The sequence below is a fragment of the Asticcacaulis sp. P2_B1 genome, from assembly GCF_056404915.1.
The window spans coordinates 20,820-38,603 of sequence record NZ_JBFUDD010000015.1 but is presented as its reverse complement, the minus strand read 5'-3'; the positions used below and the strand labels follow the sequence as shown (position 1 = coordinate 38,603).

The window sequence follows — 17,784 nt, the reverse complement described above, 5'->3', positions numbered from 1 at the left end:
ATTCTAGCCTTTCACGCTTCCAGCTAACAGCCCGCGTACGTAGTGTCTTTGCAACGCCACGAAGAGGAGGATCACCGGCGCAATGGTGACCGTGGCGCCGGCCATGACCATGCCCTGGTCCTGGATATGTTCCTGGGACAAGGACGCAATCGCCAGTGGCAGGGTGTAATAATTGTCGTCGGACAGCACGATCAACGGCCACAGGAAGTCGTTCCAGGCCGACAGGAAGGTGAAAACGCCTAGCGTCACGACGATCGGTGTCAGGTTGGGCAGCACGATGCGACGGAAGACCTGCCATTCATTGGCGCCGTCGACGCGCGCCGCCTGCAGCATCTCGTCGGGCAGGCTCAAGGCATATTGGCGAACCAGGAAGATGCCGAACAGCGAGGCCATGAACGGCACGACGACGCCAAGATAGGAGTTCAGCAGGTGCAGGTTCTTCAGTAGGAAAAACAGCGGCAACATGGTCAGCTGGCTGGGGATGACCAGGGCCGCCAGCAGGGTTTGGAACAGCTTTTCGCGGCCTTTGAAGCGCAGCTTGGCGAAGGCATAGCCGGCGGTGACGTTGAAGACCAGCGACAGGGCCGTGGCGAGCGCCGAGACCAGCAGGCTGTTCAGCACGATGCGGCCCATGTGCTGATAGGCGAACAACTCGGCGAAATTGGCCAGGGTCGGGTGTTGCGGGAACAGGCGCGCCGGAAAGGCGTTGGCCTCGGCCTCCGGCATGAAGGACATCGACACCATCCACAGGAGCGGAAAGATGGCGAGGCCGGACGCCACGATCAGGAGAGCGCTGATGACGATCCGTTCGGTGCTGAGGCGCGTTCTCATGCAAACGCCTCGTCGGAACGGGGCCGCAGGAAGCTGATGCCGATCAAGACGGCGAACAGAACGAAAGCGGTGGCCGAGGCGTGGCCGAGATTCCAGTATTTGAAGCCGTCCTGATACATGAAATAGAGCAGGGAGACGGTCGATTGCGCCGGCCCACCCTGGGTCATGACATAGGGTTCGGCGAACAGCTGGAAATAGCCGGCGACGGTCAGCAGGGCGACCATCCACAGGCTCGGCGCGACGCCCGGCAGGGTGACATGGACGAAGCGCGACCACGGACCGGCGCCATCGACGCGGGCGGATTCGTAGAGATCCTCGGGGATTTTCTGCAGGGCAGCCAGCAGGATCAGCATGTTGTAGCCGAAGTTCTTCCACACCGAGAACAGGATGATGGCCGGCATGGAAAAATGCGGATCGCCCAGCCAGTCGATCGGCTTGAGGCCTGCCAGCATGAGGGCCTGATTGGCCCAACCATACTGGAAGTCGAGCATGTAGCGGAAGATGACCGCGGCGGCGACCAGGGTGGCGACATAGGGGGCGAACAGGGCCGTGCGGTACAGCGCCTTCAGGCCGATGCCGGGGACGTTGAGGGCCATGGCCATGGCGAGCGAAACCGCAATCGACAGGGGCGCGCCGACCAGGGCAAAATAGCAGGTATTGCCGAAGGCCTTCCAGAACAAGGGGGTGGTGACCAGGTTGATATAGTTGTCGATGCCGATGAAACGAAGGTTCTTGAGGTCGGCCAGGGCATAGATGTCGAAGTCGGTAAAGCTCATCAGCAGGGCGCCGAGCACGGGCGCGAAAAAGAAAACGCCCAGGATCAGCACGGCCGGAGCGGCGAAGACATGGCCGGGCGAGAGATGGCTGATGACGGTGCGAAAGGACCTCATGCGTGCCCTCTCGCCTGCAGCATGGCGCGGCGCTTGGCCAGGGTCGACCAGGCGAATTCGTCAAGTCCCTTCAGCGCGGCGTCGAGACTGGTCAGGTTGCGGACGACGCGTTCCAGGGCCGCCACCATCTCATTGGCGATGCGCTCCCATTCCGGGACCTGGGGTACGGGACGGGTCAGGTTCAGTTGCTCGAAAAAGGCGTGCAGACGGCTGTCCTGCAGCAGACCGGCCATCGGCCAGGCGCTTTGGTCGGACGGCAGGTCTCCGGTAACCGAATAGAAGGCAGCCTGTTGGCGCGACGTCGCCATATATTCGAGGAATTTGAAGGCGCGATCCTTGGCCTTCGACGTCCTGGCCAGGCACATGGAGACGCCGCCGGCAGAGGATACGCCGCGGCCGTTCGGGCCCGGCAATGGCGCCGTCGTCCACTGGTCGTGAAGGTCGGCGGGCAAACGGCGGGCGAACTCGGCCAGGTTCCAGGGGCCGGTGATGTAGAAGCCGTAGTCGCCGCGGGCGAAGGCGGAATAGAGATCGGTGACCTCGCCATGCGTAATTTTCGCGGCGTAACCGCGTTGGTAGAGGGAAGCGGCATAGGCGAAGGAGGCGCGCATGCCTTTTTGCTGGAAGCCACCGCGCGTGCCGTTGTCGAGCAGGATCGGGGTGTCGGCCTGGAGGCAGAGAGCGACCAGCGGCTCGTATTCGTTGATCGGCATCAGCAGCGCGTAGCGGCCCTGGCGCGGGCCCGACGACAAGGCCGCCAATTGCCGGTCCCAATCGCTCCAGGTCGTCGCAACGGCGTCGAAGCCGGCGTCGGCAAGGAGGTCCTTGCGGTAGAAGAGCAGACGCGTGTCGACATACCACGGCACGCCCAGGACTTCGTTGTGACCAGCGGCACCCGGCATGGTCACGGTCTGGCGGGCGCCGGAAAAGAACTGATCGAACTTGACCTGGCTGCCGAGCAGGCGGCTGTCAAGCGGTTCGAGGGCACCGAGTGCCGCGAATTCGGCGACCCAGGTATTGCCGAGCGCGATGATGTCGGGCAGGTCGTCGGCAGCGAAGGCGGTCAGCAGTTTCTCATGCGCCGCGCCCCATGGCAGGGCCTGGACGCGGACGGCATTGCCGGGATTCTTGACTTCGAACTCGCGGGCAAAGGCGCCCAGCGCCTCGCCTTCGATCCCCATGGCCCAGACGCGCAGGGGCTGGTCCGGGCGGGTACAGGCAGCCGGCAGGGCGGCGGCAAGCGACGCGAGGGCCAGACCAAACCTGCGCCGGTCGCTCATCATGTCTTCAGCCAGTTCCCGGACGCGGCGATGGGTGTAAAACCGGCGGCGGTGAAGGCGCGGCGGACGATGGCGCCGGTGGCCGGGCTGCGGTTGAAAGTGTCCCAGACGAGGCTAGACCGGTGGTTTTCCAGCATGGTGAGGATCGGGCCCTGGTCGATGGCGAGATATTCGTAGGCAACCCAGCCGGCCTTTTTCGTAGCATGGCCGGTTCGTGTACCGATGGTGGCCGGGAAACTGGGGTTGAAGGAATCGAAGAAGCCGTACTCGCCATAGACGTCGGAACCGTATTTGGCGACCATGGCCTTGGCCGCCGCCGTGCAGATATCGGGGGCGAACGGCATGGAGCCGATGGCCGCGGTCGGGGCGATCGTGCCGTCGTCGAAGGATTCGCCGTCGCCGGTGGCCGGGCCGCGGGCGCCGTATTCATGGAACTGTATCTGGCGACCGTCGACCGAGACCTGGACATCCTTCGGACCCCGGCAGGCGGTCAGGCCCCAGATATCGGCGCCATAATCGCGGAAGTGGCCGGGATTTTCGATGGCATACTGGCGTTGCGCGCGCGTCGCCTTGGTCGAGTTGGTGAAATAGTCGCTGCTCTTGCCGCGCATATAGGCGTCGGCAATGCCGCGGAAATCGAACCAGATATGGCTGTACTGGTGGCCGAACATGGGGGAGAAGCCGAGATAGGTCTCCCCGTAATTGGTGCCCCACGTGCCGTCTAGCGTCGCCGCCCACGACGTCCAGGCCTTGGCGGGAATGGCATGGGTGGGTGAACCAAGCGCCAGCAGATAGACCATCATGCCTTCGTTATAGCGGTCCCAGCTACGCTCGATCAGGCCTCGGGCATCGTGGTCGGGCAAGCCGCTTTCCGGATGCCAGCCCATGCTGATCAGGCCGTTGTCGCGCGCCATGATGGTCCAATCGACGCGTTCATAGATGTTGATGGCCAGCTGGCGGATCTCGTTCTCGATCGCCGTATTGCCGTCGAAGTAGCCGGCGGCGGTCAGGGCGCCGTTGAGAAACAGGGAGGTGTCGATGCTCGACAATTCGACATTCTTGAAGCGCAGGCCGGTCTTCATGTCGAGGAAGTGGTAGAAGAAGCCCTTGTAACCCATCATGCCGGTCTTGGCGTCGCCCTGGGGACCGTTCCAGAAGGTGCGAAGGGTCGTCACCGTGCGCTGGGCCGCCTGGTCGCGGGTGACGTAGCCGCTCTTGACGCCGATACAGTAGGCGGTCAGGGCGAAGCCGACGGCGGCCACCGAGCAGAAGTCGGGATTGGGCCAGTTGTCGGGCGCCAGACCGCTGGCGGCATCGCTGGTTTCCCAGAAATAATTGAAAGTACGACGGTGCAGGTCGTTCAGCGCGGCATCGAAACCTGCGGCGGCCTGGCCGGCCGGTGCATTGGCTTTCGCGCAAGCCGCCAGGGACGATACCAAGGCCAGCGTGCCGCCCAGGCCAAGCAAAAGGTTCCGCCGTGTGGCAGGCAATCCCGACATGTCGTTTCCTCTTTTTGAGCGGCAGATTAACACCAAACTCAGCCGCCGCATCCTGTCATTTCACGTTGAACAGGTGAGCCCTGAGCCCACCCAAGCTTCATGTTTCCAGGCCTGCCATCCACTATATTTTGGGCACTTTTTAACGCCTCAGATAGCGGCTGTAAACGCTTACAATTTTCTTGTCAACGACCATATAACCGTTTACACAGGATTTGCGCCGACACGGAAAACCTGTCGCGCCGGGGCGTTTCGTCACATCTTCTACATGGCCGGCCTCGGAGGGCGCAGCATCGATGTCAACACAGTTTCCACATGGGTTTTTATGGGGATGTGCGACGTCGGCCTATCAGATCGAAGGCGGCAAGGATGCCGACGGTAAGGGCCCCAGCATCTGGGATCGTTTTGCCCATACACCGGGTCAAATGCGCGATGGCGCCCATGGCGATGTCGCCTGCGATCACTATCATCGTTTCCGCGATGACGTCGCCCTGATGAAGTCATTGGGCATGCAGGCCTACCGTTTCAGCCTGTCGTGGGCGCGGCTGCTGCCCGAAGGCACGGGCCGTGTGAATCCGGGCGGGATCAAGTTTTATTCCGACCTTATCGACGAACTTTTGGCCAACGATATCGAGCCGATCGTGACGCTCTATCACTGGGATCTGCCGGCAGCGCTGGACGACCGCGGCGGATGGCTCAACCGGGACTCGGCGGACTGGTTCGCCGAATATGCCCGGGTGGCATTCGCCGCCTATGACGGGCGGGTCAAGAAATGGACGACCTTGAACGAGCCGTGGGTGGTATCCGACCAGGGCTACCTGCACGGCACGATCGCGCCGGGCCACCGCAATCTCTATGAGGCGCCCATCGCCTCGCACAATATGATGCGGGCCCACGGGGCCGCCGTGAAGGCCTATCGCGAGGTCGGCCGCCATGAGATCGGCATCGCCGTCAATATCGAGCCGAAATACGCCGCCTCGGGCTCCAATGAGGATGCGGCGGCGACGCGGCGGGCTTGCGCTTATATGAATGAGCAATATCTCGATCCGGCGATCCTGGGTGCCTATCCGGTCGAGCTTCGCGAGGTGTTCAATGGTGCCTGGCCGGAATGGCCGCGCGGCGATTTCGAGCTGATCAAGCAACCGATCGATTTCATCGGCGTCAACTACTATACCCGCAGCGTCACGCGGCACGACGAGGCCGATTGGCCGGTCAAGGCGTCGCCGGTCAAACAGAGCCAGGCGACCTATACCGAGACCAATTGGGAGGTCTTCCCGCAGGGCCTGACCGACACTCTGACCTGGGTCAAGTCACGCTATGGCGATGTGCCGCTCTATATCACCGAAAACGGTGCTGCGTTTTTCGATCCGCCCACGGCCGAGGGCGGCCGGGTGCGCGATCCGTTGCGTACCGATTACCTGCAAAAGCATCTTCTGGCGGTCCGCGAAGCCATTGCGCAGGGCGTCAATATCAAGGGCTACATGGTTTGGTCGTTCATGGACAATCTCGAATGGTCGCTGGGCTTTTCCAAGCGCTTCGGCATTGTTCATGTCAATTTCGAGACCCTGGAGCGGACACCCAAGGACAGCGCGCGCTATTACAGCCGGGTCATCGCCTCGCACGGTGGAGTTCTCGCTGAAGCCTTGTAGTTTCAGGTTCGCGCCGGTCTCCCTAACGGCGTCGACCTGTCAAATGAGCCCCGCCTGCCCGAGAAGCCGGCGGGGCTTTTTTATAATGCTTTCTTCACCGCCGTCAGGCGCGGGAAAGCCTGGCCTTCGGCGTTGAAGAGATAGGCGTCGGAGGCGGCAAAAGAAAGCCGTATGACATCGTCGTGGCGAACCGGATCGGCGCCGCCAAGGACGGCGCAAACCGGATGTTCGGCGCCCTTGACCAGACCGTAGATCGAGCGTGCGGCGCCCAGGGTTTCGACGACGTCGACCGTGACCGTCAAGGTGTTGTCATCGGGTTGACGATGCAGGGATTCCGGCCGCACCCCAACCTGAACGGCATCGCCTGGCTTGGCGCCGGCACCGTTGGTGGATACGATAATTTCTTCGCCAGAGATCAGTTGCACCTTGGTCCCGCTTTTGAGCACACGGACGACCTCGCCGGGCAGGAGATTCATGCGCGGCGAGCCGAGAAATGAGGCGACGAACAGGTTGCGCGGGGCGTGATAGATCTCCGTCGGTGTGCCGATCTGTTCGATGCGGCCGGCATTGAGCACGACGATGCGGTCGGCCAGGGTCATAGCCTCGACCTGGTCGTGGGTAACATAGATCATGGTCGTCGCCAGTTCGCGGTGCAGGCGGGCGAATTCGTGGCGCATATGGACGCGCAGCCCGGCATCGAGGTTTGACAGGGGTTCATCGAGCAGGAACAGCTTCGGTTGCCGGACGATGGCCCGGCCGATGGCCACGCGCTGGCGCTGCCCCCCGGACAGGGCCTTGGGGCGGCGTTCGAGCAGGGCTTCGATGCCAAGCAGTCGCGCCGCCTTATGCACAGCAACCTTGATGTCGGCCTCCGACGCCTTGGCCATGCGCAGGCCGAACGCCATATTGTCGTAGACATTGAGGTGCGGATAGAGGGCGTAGGATTGAAACACCATGGCGACGCCGCGTTGCGCCGGCGTGGCCTCGAGGGCGTCGTGGCCTTCGATCAACAGTTCGCCCGACGTCGGTTGCTCCAGGCCGGCGATAATGCGCAGCAGGGTCGACTTGCCGCAGCCGGACGGGCCGACGATCACGACGAATTCGCCATCACGGATGTCGAGGTCGATATCCTTCAGGACGGTTTGCGTCCCGAAAGCTTTTTCGAGCCCCCTGAGTTCGACCTTGGCCATTCTTGCCCTTTGCGTGAGTGGTCAGAATAGCCACGAAAAGAGACTCTCACAAGGGCTTAAGCCGCTGTAACTCCTGTAAATAATTAGAACGGAAACGCAGTGACGCCCTTGATCCATTCGTCGATCTGCAAGGCCTTGACAGCCGGCGGGGCGGCGCGTTCGCGGCAGTTCGGCCGCTCGCACAGCCGGCACATCGGGCCGGTTTCGACCGCATTAGGCTGGATCAGGTCGAGGCCGCGGGCATAGACCAGTTTTTCGGCATATTTCAGCTCGCAACCCAGACCGACCGCCTGCTCGGCATAGGCGCCGCCGTCATAGGCGCGCAGGCCACGATCGAGTGTCCGTGCCAGGGTGAAATAACGCACCTTGTCCGGTGTCTCGATGACTTGGGTAACGATCCTTCCAGGAGTCTGGAAGGCCTGATGGATGTTCCAGCGCGGGCAGGCGCCGCCGTATCGCGAAAACGGGAAATGTCCAGCGGCGAAACGTTTCGAGACATTGCCGGCGGAATCGATGCGCATCAGGAAGAAGGGCACGCCGCGGCTGCCCGGGCGTGACAGGGTGGTCAAGCGCTGTGCCGCCTGCTCGAACGAGACCTCGAACGGCGCCCGCATCAGCTCGATATCGTAGCCATTGGCTTCGGCCGCTTCGAGGAAGCGCGCGTAAGGCAACAGGGTCGCGGCGGCGAGATTGTTGAGCAGGGCGATCTTGTACAGGCGCGCAGTCGCCAGATCCGGAGCATTGGCCTTGTCGACCATGGCATTAATGGCGGCGCCGTGTTCCGACAGGGCCAATTGGTAGATGATGGCGAAACGACGCGATGAGGCACCGAGCGTTTCCGAAATCATCAGCCGGCGGCGATGGGGATCGAAGCGGCGCTGATAGATCATCATGACGCTGGCCGGCATCAGGCGGATATCGATGCCGTATTGGCTTTTCAGGCGTTGTGTCGCGGCGTCTTCAAGCGTGTGGGGATCGCCGCCCAGAACGGCGAACAGAGCTTCACCCAATTCGTCGAGCTCGGGAAAGAAGTTGTGCTGGGTCTGAATCTGGTCGCGCACCCAATCGGTCGGTGATTGATCCAGCATGTCTTCGGTGGCGGCGATCAGGGTGTCGCGTTTCTTGCGCTCGGTATAGGCGCGGTAGAGCCGCGTCACTGCCTCGGCCGCCATCGGCGAGGCGGCGACCAGTTCGGAGATTTCCCGCCGCGGCAGGTGCAGGTCCTTGAACAGGGGATCGGCGAAGATTTCGACCAGGTCGGCCTCGCCCGCCGGTTCGCTGTCGTCGGTAAAGCTGCGCAGGTCGAGATCGTAGGTGGCGGCCAGTTTGAGCAGGACCTGGGCCGTCACCGGCCTTTGGTTGCGTTCGAGGTGGTTAAGATAGGAGGCCGAGACACCGAGGTCCGCCGCCATCTGGGTTTGGGTCCGGCTCAGGTCGTAGCGCAGGCGCTTGAGCCGGCCACCTAGGAAGAGTTTGCGATCGAGATCGGCCATGACTTATTTTGTCACAAATTTACAAACCTTACAATGTCACAATTTGCCAAATGACCGGATTGTGCCGGCCTCGTCTCTATATTTCCCAACCATAAAAGCGTTTCATGGTCTCAACACCAATGCGGACGCCTAGCTAGATACGGAGACATAATATGACACCATTGCCAGACTTTACACCGATCATCCCCCTGGATGTGGCCGCGCTATATGTCCCTGCCTTCGGCCTGTTCACCGCGGGCGCCCTGATGGCCCGCCGGCGCGCCGCGGAGCAACCCATCCCTTCTCCCCAAGGAAAATAAACATGACCAGCTTCCACGACCTCGTTCCGTCCGCCCCCAAGGGCCGCTTCGACGGCATAACCCGCCCCTATTCGCCGCAGGACGTGCTGCGTCTGCGCGGCTCGTTTCCGATCCAGCATACCCTGGCCGAACGCGGCGCCAACAAGCTGTGGGACCTGCTGCACACGGAGCCTTTTATCAATAGCCTTGGCGCCATGACCGGCAACCAGGCCATGCAGATGGTGCGTGCCGGCCTGAAGGCCATCTATCTCTCCGGTTGGCAGGTCGCCGCCGACTCGAATACCGCATCCAGCATGTATCCGGATCAATCGCTCTATCCCGCCAATGCGGCGCCGGAACTGTGCAAGCGCATCAATCGCACCCTGCAACGCGCCGACCAGATCGAACACTCCGAAGGCGGCGCCAAGCGCGACTGGTTCGCCCCGATCGTCGCCGACGCCGAGGCCGGTTTCGGCGGACCACTGAATTGTTTCGAGATCATGAAGGCCTTTATCGAGGCCGGCGCCGCCGGGGTCCATTTCGAGGACCAGCTGGCGTCGGAAAAGAAGTGCGGTCACCTAGGCGGCAAAGTGCTGATCCCGACCCAGGCGCACGAACGCAGCCTGATTTCAGCGCGCCTGGCGGCCGATGTCATGGGCACGCCGACCCTGACCGTGGCGCGCACCGACGCCGAGTCGGCGCAGTTGATCACCTCCGATGTCGATGAGCGCGATCATCCCTTTATCGAGCGCGACAACCGCACGGTCGAGGGCTTCTTCCGCCTGAAGCCTGGCACCGGGCTCGATCACTGCATCGCCCGCGGCCTGGCCTATGCGCAATATGCCGACCTGTTGTGGTGGGAGACGTCGCACCCCGATCTCGACGACGCGCGCAAGTTCGCCGAGGCCGTGCACAAGGTCCATCCCGGCAAGCTGCTGGCCTATAATTGCTCGCCGTCGTTCAACTGGGAAGCCAAGCTCGACAAGGCGACGATCGCCAAATACCAGCGCGAGCTGGGCGCCATGGGCTACAAGTTCCAGTTCGTCACCCTGGCCGGTTTCCACTCGCTCAACAACGCCATGTTTGAGCTCGCCGACGGCTACCGCGACCACGGTATGGCGGCCTATTCGGAGCTGCAGCAGCGCGAATTCGCCAATGAAGCGCGCGGCTATACCGCCACCCGCCATCAGCGCGAGGTCGGCACGGGCTATTTCGACAAGGTCGCCGTGACGATCAGCAATGGTCAGTCGTCAACGACGGCCATGAAGTCATCGACCGAGACCGCTCAGTTCACTGTCGCCGCCGAATAGGAGATATCGCTATGGAAACCATGAACCGCCCTCAAGCCATTATCGAGTTCTGCCTTGCGCCCCTGCGCCTCGATCCGGACGCCGAGACCAGTCGTGAGGTCTATCACCGGCTGGAGCACGTCATCAAGACGTTTCAGGCCAATACACCGCGGCCGGTGGCTGTCGATTTTTCGAAGATGCCGACCCTGGTCATCAATGAAGCCGCGCATGGGTATGAGTAAGGTTTAGGAAGGTTTAGGAAGGTTTGTCCGCAGATTGACGCAGATTTTAAGAGGTGATTTTTCAGTGCCTTGATCGGCTTACTATGCCGAGTCTCGCGAGCGAAGCTCGCATTCTATCGAGCAGCCGAGCCGACGCTTTCAGATCGATGAGCTCTGAAAAATCACCTCTTAAAATCTGCGTTAATCTGCGGATACCTATTCTTCCCGAAACGCCGATGTCTTCTGCGTGTCCGCCGTGAAGACATAGACCAGCAACGATACGAAGATACAGGCCGAGACGTACCAGAAGAACCACGACTCGTGGCCGGCCTTGCGCAGGGCCTGGGCGATCAGCTCCGCCGTGCCGCCGAACACCGACACGGCAATGGCGTAGGGCAAGGCGACGCCGAGCGCGCGGACGTGGGCGGGGAAGAGCTCGGCCTTCACTACCGCATTGATCGAGGTATAGCCGCTGACGATCATCAGGGCCGCCAGAACCAGCAAAAAAGCGCCGGCGAAATTGCCGCTGTGGGCGATGCCGGTCATAATCGGAAAAGTCAAAAGCGTCCCCAATACCCCGAAACCGATCAGCAAGGGCCGGCGGCCAATGCGATCGGACAGCAGTCCGAACAGGGGCTGCATCAGCATGTAGAGGAACAGGGTGCCGGCTGACAGGAGCGTAGCGTCGGGCTTGGTCCAGCCGGCGGACTGGACGAGGAATTTCTGCATATAGGTGGTGTAGGTGTAGAAGGCGACCGTGCCGCCAGCGGTCAGCCCGATGACCTGCAAAGCTTGCAACGGGTGTTGGGTCAGCAGCATCCATGTGCGGTTGCCCTTGACCTTGGCGGATTTTGCGAAGGATTCGGTCTCGGCGATGTGGCGGCGGATGAAGAGCGCCACCAGGGCCAGGGCCGCGCCGATGAAGAAGGGGATGCGCCAGCCCCAGGCGCTCAGTTGCGCTTCGCTGAGGACACATTTTTGCAGCAGGATCAGGACACCGAGCGCGATCAGTTGTCCCATGATCAGGGTGACATATTGGAAGCTCGACCAGAAGCCGCGGCGCTCGTGACCGGCCATTTCCGACAGATAGGTCGCGCTGGCGCCGTATTCGCCGCCGACGCTCAGGCCCTGTAACAGGCGCGCGAACAGCAGCAGGATCGGCGCGGCAATACCGATGCTGGCGAAGGTCGGTGTGCAGGCGATGATCAGCGAGCCGGCGCACATCAGCAGTATTGATGCCGTCAAGGCCGTCTTGCGGCCGTGGCGGTCGGCATACCATCCCAGAAGCCAGCCGCCGATCGGCCGCATCAGGAAGCCGAGCGCAAAGATGCCGGCGGCATTGAGCTGCTGGGTGACCGTGTCGCTCTTGGGGAAGAAGGCGTCGGCGAAATAGAGGGTAAAGGCCGAATAGGCGTACCAGTCATACCATTCCACCAGATTGCCGATCGAGCCGCCGAGAATGGAACCGATTTTGCTGTGCTTTTGGGTCATGCCGGACCGTTTCATAAAATCGGCGAAAGTGCAAATTGACGCGGGCGGGCGTTATGGATTAAGGCTTTATGATCTGCATAAAGGTTCATCATGAGCGACACCATTCCCCCGCCCGAAGTCATCTTTGTCGACACCCACAAGGTCGCCTGTAATGGCGGCGGCGGCGCCCTGGGTCATCCCCTGGTCTATATCGAGCTGGGCGGCGACGGTGAAGGCGAATGCGGCTATTGCGATCGCAAGTTCGTGCATCAGGACCATGCGCACAACTATCACGATCCGGCGCCACGCCCGGAAGGCGAGCACTAAGCGCACCCCGAAAAGTGGTGTGAAATGTCAATCGCACTCGCACCGGCGCTCCGGTTTTCGGGTAAGGTGCGCAAAAAAACGGAGAATGCCCATGCGCTACCTGCACACCATGGTGCGGGTGAAAGATCTCGACGCGTCGTTGCGCTTTTATTGTGACGGTCTGGGCTTAGTTGAGACACGCCGAATGGATAGTGAAAAGGGCCGGTTTACCCTCGTCTATCTGGCGGCGCCTTTGGATGAGGCCGCGTCGAAAGCCGTCTACGCCCCTGAACTGGAACTGACTTATAATTGGGACACCGAGGACTATACCGGCGGGCGCAATTTCGGCCACCTGGCCTATCAAGTCGACGACATTTACGCCCTTTGCCAACATCTGAGCGATATGGGCGTGACCATCAACCGCCCGCCGCGCGATGGTCATATGGCATTCGTACGCTCGCCCGACGGTATCAGTGTCGAGTTCCTGCAAAAAGGCGAGGCCCTGGCGCCGGCGGAACCGTGGGCTTCGATGCCCAATACCGGCGCCTGGTAGCCCATCCTGCCGTTCCCTGTCGCTTTCGTTTGGCAGAGTCGCCATATCGCTTTATGAAGACTCACTCCTGAACACGCCGAGCCGGAAGACCCGACATGGACGATACCGCCACCACCGACGCCAAACAAAAACGCCTCGTCCTGATCGACGGTTCGGGCTATATTTTCCGCGCCTATCACGGCCTGCCGCCGCTGACGCGCAAGTCGGACGGGCTGCCCGTCGGCGCGGTCTCCGGCTTCTGCAACATGTTGTACAAGCTGATCAAGGAGCACCGCGGCGACGACGCGCCGTCGCACCTGGCGGTCATTTTCGACGCCTCGGCGCACACCTTTCGCAACGATATCTACGATCAGTACAAGGCCCATCGCCCACCTCCGCCGGAAGACTTGATCCCACAGTTTCCGCTGATCCGCGACGCCACCCGCGCCTTTGGCGTGCCGGCCGTAGAACTGCTCGGCTTCGAAGCCGACGACCTGATCTGCACCTATTCTCACCTGGCGGTGAAGGCCGGCTTCAAGGTCACCATCATCTCGTCCGATAAGGACCTGATGCAGCTGGTCAATGACGACGTCACCATGTTGGACCCGGTCAAGAACACCGTCGTCGGCCGAGAACAGGTCATCGAGAAGTTTGGCGTGCCGCCGGAACTGGTTGTCGATGCCCAGGCGCTGATCGGCGATTCGGCTGACAATGTCCCGGGCGCCCCCGGCATCGGTGTCAAGACCGCCGCGCAACTGCTGCTCGAATATGGCAATCTCGACGCTCTGCTGGAACGCGCCGGCGAGATCAAGCAGGAGAAGCGGCGCCAAACCCTGATCGATTTCCGCGATCAGATCCTGATGTCGCGCGAACTGGTCACCCTGCGCTGCGATTCGCCCGCCCCGGTCGAGATTGACACTTTCGTCCTGCGTGAACCGGTCGCCGAAGACCTGACCGCCTTTCTGCTCGAGATGGAGTTCTCCACCCTCGCCAAACGCGTCGGCGGCACGCTCAGCCTGCAAGGCTCGACCGCGCTCGACAAGGTGCCGACCGCCCCGATTTTGCGGCCACTGTACGGCGCGCCGAAGCAAACCGCGGCCGAGGCGGCCATCCAGCCCTTCGACCTCGACGCCTATGAATGTGTCCAGACGCTGGAGCAGCTGGAGACCTGGGTTAAACGCGCCATGCAGGCGCAGATCGTCGCCGTCGATACCGAAACGGACGACCTGTCGGCCTCGCATTCCGGCCTGGTCGGCATTTCGTTGGCCACGGCGCCCAATTGCGCCTGCTATATTCCATTGGCCCATACGTCGAATGAAGGTTTCGATTTCGGCGATGGCGCGGGCATCCAGCAGATCCCCATGCCGCTGGCGATCGCGATTCTGAAGCCGCTTCTGGAAAACAAGAACATCCTCAAGGTCGGCCAGAATATCAAATACGACCTGAGCGTCCTGCACCGCCACGGCATCGATGTCGCGCCCTATGACGACACCATGCTGATCAGCTATGTCCTGGAAGGCGGGATGCACAATCACGGCATGGACGAGCTGTCGCAACTGCATCTCGGCCACACGCCGATCCCGTTCAAACAGGTCGCCGGCTCGGGCAAGACGCTGAAGTCGTTCAAATATGTCGGCCTCAAGGAAGCGACGCAATATGCCGCCGAAGACGCCGATGTCACTTTGCGCCTGTGGCATGTACTGAAACCGCGCCTGGTCAGCGAACGCATGACCACGGTCTATGAGACCCTGGAGCGCCAGATGCCGGCCGTGTTGTCTGAGATGGAACTGGCCGGTGTCCGTATCGATCCGCAGGTCCTGCAGGCCCTGTCGCACGACTTCGGCACGCGCATGAACGAGATCGAGAACCAAGCCTATGCCGCATTGGGCCGGCCATTCAATCTCAACAGCCCGCAGCAACTGGGCGCCATCTTCTTCGACGAGATGCAATTGCCCGGTGGCAAGCGCACGGCGTCCGGGCAATGGGCGACCGATGTCAAGGTGTTGGAAGACATTGCAGAGGGGAAGCCGGGCATGGAGCCGGGTCAGGCCCTGGCCAGGATGCTGCTCGACTATCGCCAGATGGCCAAGCTGAAGGGCACCTATACCGACTCGCTGGCCACCTATGCGGACAAGCAAACCCAGCGCATCCATACCTCCTACCACCTGGCCGCCACCCCGACCGGGCGGTTGTCATCGAACGAGCCCAACCTGCAAAACATCCCGATCCGCACCCGGGAAGGCCGCAAGATCCGCGCCGCCTTTATCGCCAAGCCGGGCCACAAGCTGATCAGCGCCGACTATTCGCAAATCGAGCTGCGCATCCTGGCCCATATCGGCGATATCCCGCAACTGAAACAGGCCTTTGCCCGCGGCGACGACATCCACGCCATGACGGCGTCGGAAATGTTCAGCGTGCCGCTGGCCGACATGACCTCGGAAATCCGCCGCCGCGCCAAGGCGATCAATTTCGGCATTATCTACGGCATTTCCGGCTTCGGCCTCGGCAATCAGCTCGGCATCGACCAGGGCGAAGCCGGCCGCTACATCAAGACCTATTTCGAGCGTTTCCCCGGCATCAAGGACTATATGGACTCGACCAAGGCGTTCGTGCGCGAACACGGCTATGTCACGACCCTGATGGGCCGCAAGATCCACATCCCGGAAATCAATGGCAAGGCCGGCGGCCTCAAGGCGTTTGCCGAACGCGCCGCCATCAATGCGCCGATCCAGGGTACTGCCGCCGATGTTATCCGCCGCGCCATGATGCGAATGCCCAAGGCGCTGACGGATGCCGGCTTCACGACGAAAATGCTGCTCCAGGTCCATGACGAATTGATCTTCGAGGCCCCCGATACCGAGGTCGAAGCCGTCATGCCGGTCATCAAGGATGTGATGCGTGACGCCACCCTGCCGGCCTTCCAGATGTCGGTACCTCTCGAGGTTGAAGCTCATGCAGCATTGAACTGGGACGAAGCGCATTAGGGTTGCCAATATACAACCGCAATCGTTTGTTGCTTGATATTGCGCGTTTCGACTCAAGAGAATGTTACTGGAATGTAGGAAATATTTAAGGGGATGTTTACGGCTGGGACAGCATTTTCCAAAGCAACTTCTGCCGTTGCGGCATTGTAGTTGGAGATCCCCATGCTGAGTCGCTTCACTATTCGCTTTCGCGTTATCGCGGCTGTCGCTCTCATGCTGTTGACATCGGTGGGTCTCGGTCTTTTCGCGGCCGGGCGCCTCAATGATGTCGATCACGCAGCCGACGATGTGGCCAATAACTGGCTTCCGTCCAGCCAAGTACTCGGGGATCTGTCGCAGGATGTGGCCCTCTACCGTTCGCGGCAAGGCCAGTCCATGCAGCTTTCCGATACAGCCCGCGCCGATATGTTGAAGAGCCTTGAACAGACGCGCCTGCTGGTGACCAAGGATATGGCTGCCTACAAGCCGTTGGTCAGCGCAGGCGCCGAGGCGGAGCTGGCAGCTACCCTGGAGACAACGATTGGGAACTATTTGGCTTATGACGGCCGGCTGAGGGGGCTTATCGAATCCGACGATATTCCGACAGCCTCGGCCTTGTATTTCGGCGAGATGAGGACATCGATCGATGCGGCACGCGCCGCCATCAAGGCCGATCGCGATTTCCAATTGGCCGAGGGCACAAAAGCGGCCGAGCACGGCAATCAACTCGGCAAATCGGCCATTACGATGATCTATGCCGCACTCGGCTGTGCCACCCTGATCGGCGTGATCATCGGCTGGCTGATGGTCACCACGATCTCGGCGCCCGTGCGCAAGATGGCCGAAGCCATGCGTCACCTCGCCAGCGGCGATGTCGATTCGGCCATTCCCAATCTCGGCGAGAAGAACGAAATCGGTGAAATGGCCACCGCCGTCGAAGTGTTCAAGGACGGCATGATCCGCAGCCGAGAATTGGAGGCCGCGGCGGTAAAGGCGCGTGAAGACGCGGTCGTTCAGCGCAAGCAGACCATGACCGACCTGGCCGACCAGTTTGAAAGCGCCGTCGGTGATGTTGTCGAAATGGTGTCGGCCGCCGCCACCGAAATGCAGGCGACGGCCTCGCAGCTGACGTCGTCGGCCCATGAATCGGCGGCCCAGGCGACCTCGGTGTCAGCCGCCGCAGAAGAAGCCGGCACCAATGTCACCTCGGTCGCCGGTTCAGCAGAGGAATTGGGGGCTTCGGTCAACGAGATCGCCCGGCAAGTCCAGCACTCGCTGCACAAGGCGCGTGAGGCGGTGAGCGAAGCCGATGCCACGGCCATTATCGTCAACGAACTGAGCGAAGCCGCTGGTCGCATCAACGGCATCGTCGACATGATTGCCAGCATTGCCAGCCAGACGAATTTGCTGGCACTCAATGCCACCATCGAGTCGGCCCGCGCTGGTGAAGCCGGCAAGGGCTTTGCCGTCGTCGCTTCCGAGGTCAAACAGCTGGCCGGTCAGACCAGCAGGGCGACCAGCGAAATCAACACGCAGATTTCGGCGATCCAGGCGACAACGAAACGCGCCGTTGACGCCATCGTCAATATTACGGCCACCATCCGTGATATCAACGACTCATCGACGACCATTGCGGCCGCGGTCGATCAACAAGGCGCAGCGACCAATGAAATCGTCCAGGCGGTCAATCAGGCTTCAGTCGGCACCAGCGAAGTGACCCAGAACATCACCGGTGTGGCGCGCATGGCCGAAGAAACCGGCATTGGCGCCCATCAGGTCCTGACGGCGTCGTCGGAACTGGCGAAACAGGCCGAGCAGTTGCGCGGCCAGGTCCAGGATTTCATCGCCCAGGTCCGGGCAGCCTAAGGCCTTTACGCATTATGACGGTCAGCCTAT

The 17,784-nt window shown here is 61.4% G+C and carries 14 protein-coding genes; 7 read left to right on the top strand and 7 right to left on the bottom strand.

The annotated features are described in order from the left end of the window. Positions 1-3: 3 nt before the first annotated feature. Genes AC1DX3_RS21500 through AC1DX3_RS21485 form a run of 4 tightly spaced genes read right to left on the bottom strand, consistent with a single transcriptional unit; the run spans position 4 to position 4,500 of the window. Positions 4-831 (bottom strand): carbohydrate ABC transporter permease, encoded by an 828-nt coding sequence (locus tag AC1DX3_RS21500; RefSeq protein ID WP_476991399.1) that lies wholly within the window; start codon positions 829-831, stop codon positions 4-6. Further along, positions 828-1,721: a carbohydrate ABC transporter permease gene (locus tag AC1DX3_RS21495; RefSeq protein ID WP_476991398.1), complete on the bottom strand. Its 894-nt coding sequence runs from the start codon at positions 1,719-1,721 to the stop codon at positions 828-830. The genes AC1DX3_RS21500 and AC1DX3_RS21495 overlap by 4 nt, the downstream gene beginning before the upstream one ends. Continuing rightward, on the bottom strand, positions 1,718-3,001 hold the full coding sequence (locus tag AC1DX3_RS21490; RefSeq protein ID WP_476991397.1) for a sugar ABC transporter substrate-binding protein: 1,284 nt from the start codon (positions 2,999-3,001) through the stop codon (positions 1,718-1,720). The genes AC1DX3_RS21495 and AC1DX3_RS21490 overlap by 4 nt, the downstream gene beginning before the upstream one ends. Next, a complete protein-coding gene (locus tag AC1DX3_RS21485) occupies positions 3,001-4,500 on the bottom strand; it encodes a glucoamylase family protein (protein ID WP_476991396.1) in 1,500 nt (499 codons plus the stop codon). Before AC1DX3_RS21485 ends, AC1DX3_RS21490 begins: the two co-directional genes overlap by 1 nt. 293 nt (positions 4,501-4,793) lie before the next feature. Here AC1DX3_RS21485 and AC1DX3_RS21480 point away from each other — a divergent pair, with 293 nt between their 5' ends. Then, positions 4,794-6,146, top strand: coding sequence for a GH1 family beta-glucosidase (locus AC1DX3_RS21480; protein WP_476991395.1), 1,353 nt, complete (start codon positions 4,794-4,796; stop codon positions 6,144-6,146). An 80-nt stretch (positions 6,147-6,226) separates the two neighbouring features. Here AC1DX3_RS21480 and AC1DX3_RS21475 read toward each other — a convergent pair whose 3' ends face one another. After that, positions 6,227-7,336 carry an ABC transporter ATP-binding protein gene (locus AC1DX3_RS21475; RefSeq protein ID WP_476991394.1) on the bottom strand — a complete coding sequence of 370 codons (1,110 nt, stop codon included), beginning with the start codon at positions 7,334-7,336 and terminating at the stop codon, positions 6,227-6,229. Between the two features lie 83 nt (positions 7,337-7,419). Continuing rightward, on the bottom strand, positions 7,420-8,829 hold the full coding sequence (locus tag AC1DX3_RS21470) for a helix-turn-helix domain-containing protein (RefSeq protein WP_476991393.1): 1,410 nt from the start codon (positions 8,827-8,829) through the stop codon (positions 7,420-7,422). A 301-nt stretch (positions 8,830-9,130) separates the two neighbouring features. Here AC1DX3_RS21470 and aceA point away from each other — a divergent pair, with 301 nt between their 5' ends. Then, positions 9,131-10,417 carry an isocitrate lyase gene (gene aceA / locus AC1DX3_RS21465; protein ID WP_476991392.1) on the top strand — a complete coding sequence of 429 codons (1,287 nt, stop codon included), beginning with the start codon at positions 9,131-9,133 and terminating at the stop codon, positions 10,415-10,417. An 11-nt stretch (positions 10,418-10,428) separates the two neighbouring features. Then, positions 10,429-10,638 (top strand): hypothetical protein, encoded by a 210-nt coding sequence (locus AC1DX3_RS21460; protein WP_476991391.1) that lies wholly within the window; start codon positions 10,429-10,431, stop codon positions 10,636-10,638. A 195-nt stretch (positions 10,639-10,833) separates the two neighbouring features. On the opposite strand, the gene AC1DX3_RS21455 is transcribed toward AC1DX3_RS21460, so the two are convergent. Continuing rightward, the gene (locus AC1DX3_RS21455) at positions 10,834-12,108 is read right to left on the bottom strand and encodes an MFS transporter (RefSeq protein WP_476991390.1); all 1,275 of its coding nucleotides are present in this window, start codon (positions 12,106-12,108) and stop codon (positions 10,834-10,836) included. Between the two features lie 90 nt (positions 12,109-12,198). Here AC1DX3_RS21455 and AC1DX3_RS21450 point away from each other — a divergent pair, with 90 nt between their 5' ends. The 4 genes from AC1DX3_RS21450 to AC1DX3_RS21435 all read left to right on the top strand — a co-directional run bounded on the left by AC1DX3_RS21450 (position 12,199) and on the right by AC1DX3_RS21435 (position 17,754). Beyond that, positions 12,199-12,414, top strand: coding sequence for a zinc-finger domain-containing protein (locus AC1DX3_RS21450; protein WP_476991389.1), 216 nt, complete (start codon positions 12,199-12,201; stop codon positions 12,412-12,414). A gap of 91 nt (positions 12,415-12,505) precedes the next feature. Further along, positions 12,506-12,946 carry a VOC family protein gene (locus tag AC1DX3_RS21445; RefSeq protein WP_476991388.1) on the top strand — a complete coding sequence of 147 codons (441 nt, stop codon included), beginning with the start codon at positions 12,506-12,508 and terminating at the stop codon, positions 12,944-12,946. 95 nt (positions 12,947-13,041) lie between these two features. Beyond that, entirely contained in the window at positions 13,042-15,909 is a 2,868-nt protein-coding gene (gene polA / locus AC1DX3_RS21440; RefSeq protein WP_476991387.1) for a DNA polymerase I, read from the top strand. Positions 15,910-16,071: 162 nt separating this feature from the next. Continuing rightward, on the top strand, positions 16,072-17,754 hold the full coding sequence (locus AC1DX3_RS21435) for a methyl-accepting chemotaxis protein (RefSeq protein ID WP_476991386.1): 1,683 nt from the start codon (positions 16,072-16,074) through the stop codon (positions 17,752-17,754). The last annotated feature ends 30 nt before the right edge of the window (positions 17,755-17,784 follow it).